4 protein-coding genes are annotated in these 4790 nt (G+C 62.6%); all 4 read right to left on the minus strand.

Going from position 1 to position 4790, the window contains the following annotated elements:
• Positions 1-79: 79 nt before the first annotated feature.
• Complete coding sequence (locus BGO62_RS13355; RefSeq protein ID WP_296643359.1) at positions 80-424, minus strand: hypothetical protein; 345 nt, start codon at positions 422-424, stop codon at positions 80-82.
• Positions 425-703: 279 nt separating this feature from the next.
• A complete protein-coding gene (gene dsrA, locus BGO62_RS13360; protein WP_296643362.1) occupies positions 704-2011 on the minus strand; it encodes a dissimilatory-type sulfite reductase subunit alpha in 1308 nt (435 codons plus the stop codon).
• A gap of 229 nt (positions 2012-2240) precedes the next feature.
• Complete coding sequence (locus BGO62_RS13365) at positions 2241-2975, minus strand: BON domain-containing protein (protein WP_296643364.1); 735 nt, start codon at positions 2973-2975, stop codon at positions 2241-2243.
• A gap of 32 nt (positions 2976-3007) precedes the next feature.
• Positions 3008-4612, minus strand: a complete 1605-nt coding sequence (locus BGO62_RS13370; protein WP_296643366.1) for an FAD-binding oxidoreductase — start codon at positions 4610-4612, stop codon at positions 3008-3010.
• Positions 4613-4790 lie beyond the last annotated feature (178 nt).

The raw sequence follows: 4790 nt of genomic DNA on the forward strand, positions 1-4790 counted from the left end.
CGCCGCCGAGCACGGCGGCGGCGCCGAAGTTATGCACCACCTGGGTCAGGGCGTAGGCAAGGTTTTCCGCGCCCACCGCTTACTTCACCGTGACCTGGATGCACTGTCCGATGCCGATGGGCACGTGGGCCTTGTTCACCACCTTGACGCAGAGGCTGCGCTTGCCGGACGACAGGGTTTCCAGCAAATAATCGCCCTTGCGCTTGCGCAAGATCGCCACTTCCTTGCCATCGATGTAGAGATGGGCGTGATCGCCGCGCGGGCCGGGATTCACTTCATAGGACAGCCGGATCTCGTCCAGCGGGTCCAGGGTGGCGCCGTCCGTCGGGGAAATGATCAGCGCCTTGCCCTGTCCGAAGCTGGTCGCGGGAACGGCCAGAAAGAATCCGAGTGCGAGGGTGGCCAGGAAATGTTTTTGGTTCACGATGGTCTCCTTATTGATCTTGCGCTTGAGGGTAAAACCGCTTTCACGAACGATGTCGCTTCCATTCAGGCTCGATCGATCCATCCGTGAAACCCAAGCCCGATTTTTCCGGACTGTGTCAGTTTTGTGTGGCGCTTGCAAGATCGGACGTGCCAGCGGGCATCGCCGCGAATGGCGGCAAAGCGCGGCGCATGGATATCCGCCCGTCTGGCGGGACGGCGCCCGGACAGCGGCGCGCAGGCGGGCGGCGAGGGCTTTCTGCGCATCGACGACAGTGCTTCAGGCCGCTTTCTGCTGCTTGTGCTCGACCCATTTGGCGGCCTGCTCGTCCCAGTCGTCGGAGCGGAAGTAGGGGTTGGAACGCGGCTGGCTGATCATGTTGGGATCGACCGGGATGTTCATGCCTTCGAGGAAGTTGGCCAGCCCGATGCGCTCGATCATTTCGCCGGTGCGCTCGTGATCCAGCGCGTTTTCCGCAAAGAAATCGAGAATGTTCCGCGCCAGTTCGTTCAGCTTGGCGAAATCCTCGTCGGTTTCCAGCTTCATGAACGGGATGATCACGCTGCCCATGGTGGCGCCGATCTTCAGCACGCCCTTGCCGCCCACCAGGATGGAGACGCCCCTGTCCTTGCCGGGCAAGAGGCCGCCGGGGATGACGTTGAGGCAGTGCATGCAGCGCACGCAGTTCTTGTTGTCGATGCACAGGGCATTGCCGTCGCCCAGCTGGGCCACCGACAGATGCGGGTTGGCCGCGACCTGATCGGACACCACCACCGTGACGGCCTTGGTCGGACAGCGGCCGACCACGTCGTTGTAGAGGTCGTGCATGCCATGCACCCTGTAGTAGTCCTGCACCAGCTTCTCGTCGACCCGGATGTTGTCGCGCCAGGTGCCGATGGTCGCCATGTCGGAACGCTGGATCGCGTTGACGCAGTCGTTCGGGCAGCCGGAGAACTTGAACTTGAACTTGTAGGGCAGCGATGGACGGTGCATGTCGTCGAGGTTGTTGTTGATGACGGTGCGCAGCGCCCGCGCCTCGTCGAAGCAGGACATTTCGCAGCGCGCCGAACCGACGCAGGACATCGAGGTGCGCAGCGCCGGGCCGGCGCCGCCGAGGTCGAAGCCGATTTCGTTGAGGCCGTTGAACACCGCCTGCACGTTCTCGCTGCTGACGCCCTGGAACATGATGTCGCCGGACTGGCCGTGGAACGCGATCAGGCCCGAGCCGCCGTTGTCGACCCAGACATCGCACAGCTTGCGCAGCAGGTCGGAGGTGTAATGCATGCCGGCCGGCGGCTGCACGCGCAGGGTGTGGAATTCGGCTGCCTCGGGGAACAGCGGCTTGCCGTTTTCGTCCTTCAGTTCGGTAAAGCGCGGAATGATGCCGCCGCCGTAGCCGAACACGCCGACGGTGCCGCCTTTCCAATAGCCCTTGCGGGTTTCGTAGGAGGTTTCGAGCTGGCCCAGCAGGTCGACCATCATGTCGTTGTCTTTGGCCAGGCGCTTGAGGCCGGCCACGAAGCTGGGCCACGGGCCGCTTTCGAGCTGGTCGAGCATGGGGGTATCGCGGGGGATGCGGGTCGACATGGCCGTCTCCAATCAAGAAGGAAGACAAGTCTCAGTCTAGGCAATACCTGACTATTTTTATCGGGATTACCCAAATGGGTAGGTGGCCGGTCAGGCAGCGTTTTCAAGGGACAAAAACGGGCGGCGATCAATGCTCAGCAGAGCGCGGCCGAGGCCCGGGTTTGCGTTCGCAGAGCGGAGGAGGGGGGCACCCTGCCGCGCCCGCTGCTCGCCACGTTTGGCCGTCGGCCTACCTGCCGACGGTGAGATGGTTGATCACCTTGTCCACCGCGAACAGGCACCAGGCATCCTGCTCGGCCCGGTCTTTTTCCGTTTGGCTGGCCACCAGTCCCTCCAGGGTAACGACGTAGTTGCGGCTGTGGATACCGATCTGCTCGGGATGGGGAATCATCGGATCCATTTCCAGCACCAGCGACAGGGCATCGCTGATCTCGTCGTCGTTGTCCTGTTCCGGCGGCGACACTTCCAGTCCGTCCAGCACGTCGCGACAGCCCGGCACCCACCACGCCAGCACCCCCGCCAGCCGCTTGTGCGTAAGGCTGATGGCCCATCCATCCAGCGTCACCACCCCGTCCTTCACCGAGACCAGGATATCGCCGCTGGCGTCTTCGCCACCGGCTTCCTGCACCGTGATGGTCTGTCCCTTTTTCATCACGCGCAACGTGCAGTTCTTCAATTCGCGCGCATCAAGCAACAAGGCTTTGAGGCCATCCAGAATCTCGCCGTCGCCCTTGTGCTCGGACGGCGCCACGTGCAGCCGGTCCACCACGCCGCGCACTTCGGGCGTCGTCCCCGCGATTTCCAGCACCCGTTTCTTTGCTGCCACGCTTTCCACATCGCCTTCCACGACCAAGGCGTTGTCGGCGGTCATGTCGAGCCGGACAGGCCAGCGATGCAGATTGATATGCGGCTCGCGTTCAAGCGCCGCCCATACCGTTTTGAGGGTGGAATTTCCATTTTTCATGTCGGGATACCTCCCAGTTCAACGTGGCATCCTCACGATTCACCGCTCGATGCGCCTTTGGCTCTGCGCCTCGTCGCGTAGGCGTCGAGATCGATGCCGGAACGGCCGGGCGCGAGGATGTTGTTCGGGTCCAGGGCACGCTTGATGGCGTGTTCCACGTACCGCTTGACCGGGCCGTAGCTGCGTGCGACCCGCTCCTGGAAGCGGGTATTGACGCGGTAGACGGCGTAGCCTTCCTTCTCGAACTCGTCCAGCAGCTCGTTGAAGCAGGCGTCGGCGCGCTTGGTCTCCTCCTCGCTGGTGCGGTCATAGAGGACATCGATCACGTGGTGCATGTCCCGCGGGGCGACGATAAACTCGGCCACATAATCCAGACCGTACTTGTGCAGGATGCGCTTGGCCAGCAGCGCCTGCTTCTCGCACTCGCTGCCGCGCGCCTCGCTGACCGGCGCGAACCACATGGAGCCGCCGCCGCCACGCCAGTTGTACAAGCCGAACTCCTGCAGATTGGGCACGCCGGACATCAGTTCGGCACGGTATTTGAAGGGCTGCTTATGGCCGGCCTCTTCCTGGGTGACGATGCGGCCCTTGCCGTGCTTCCTGAATGCATCGGTGATGATCTTCCAGTTTACATCCACCTGTTCCTGCGTGCCGTAGAGCGCGGCGTAGAGGTTCCAGGCCCCCATGCCGCTATCCTTCTGCATTTTTTCCAGGATGGGGTCGGGGGTATGGCCCGGCTCGGTGGTGTAGTCCCGGCGCCGCAGATGCGCGCTGCCCGCTTCCCACAGGATATTGGCGATCACCACCGAGTTGGGAATGATCTGGGCCATGCGCAGCGGGCGCAAGATGTCGACGATCTCGACGATATCCGCCTCGTTCTCGAAGATGACTTCGAACGGCTTGAACACCGGCGGCCTGGGCATCAGCCAGAAGCCCATCTTGGTGGTGATGCCGTAGTTGGCCTGCGTGAACATGCCGTCCAGCGTCGGGCCATAGCCCCACTTGAAGATCTGCCAGGTGTTGCTGCCTTTGACGCCGCCCATGCCGGTGCGATAGATGTCGCCGTTGGCCAGCACCACCTCCATGCCGCACTGCATCATGAAGTGCTCGCCGTAGGGGGTATAGCCCACGCCGCGGTCCATGGTGTTGCCCAGCGGGCCAGCAATCGCCGAAGGAGCGGAGAAGGACAGCATCAGCGGCAGCTTGTTTTCTTCGATGTAGTCGTACAACTGCTGGAAAGTCACCCCCGGCTCGACCAGCGCCGTGCACATGTCCGGGTCGATCTTGATGATCCTGTTCATCTTCTTCAGGTCGAGAATGACCTGTCCGCGCTGCACCGGGGCCGCCGTGCCGTAACCGAAGTTGCGCCCGGTGGAGATGGTCCAGATCGGAATCCGGTACTGATTGCAGATTTTCACGATGCCTTGCACCTGCTCGACCGTGGTGGCGGTCAGCACCGCCGAGGGGGCATGGGCGGCATTCTCCACCGACATCATGATTTTGTTGTAGGGAATCAGCTGCTCGGCCTTGAGCAGTACGTTCCCCTCCCCCAGCAGGGCGCGAAATTTTTCCACTGCCGCGTTGAATTTTTTCTGCGTCACGCCCCTGGGCAGTACGCCATTCATCTGTTCAGACATGGATCAGACTCCCTCAGACCTCGATCGAAAAGGAAACGAAACTGCCGCTGGGCAGCGTGCCCTGCACGGAAACCCGCGGCATCATGGTCGGGCGCGTGCCCAGCGTGGCAAGCAGATAGCCGACACCGGCTGCCCACTGCGCAGAACCCGCGCCGTTGCGGGCTGGCCCCGCCAGCTG

Origin of the sequence: Thiobacillus sp. 65-1402 (assembly GCF_001897685.1) — a bacterium.
Taxonomy (GTDB): domain Bacteria; phylum Pseudomonadota; class Gammaproteobacteria; order Burkholderiales; family Thiobacillaceae; genus Thiobacillus.

Bases quoted from the DNA above. Each gene is read 5' to 3' on its own strand.
- dsrA (WP_296643362.1), bottom strand. From the start codon at position 2,011: ATGTCGACCCGCATCCCCCGCGATACCCCCATGCTCGACCAGCTCGAA.
- BGO62_RS13365 (WP_296643364.1), bottom strand. From the start codon at position 2,975: ATGAAAAATGGAAATTCCACCCTCAAAACGGTATGGGCGGCGCTTGAA.
- BGO62_RS13370 (WP_296643366.1), bottom strand. From the start codon at position 4,612: ATGTCTGAACAGATGAATGGCGTACTGCCCAGGGGCGTGACGCAGAAA.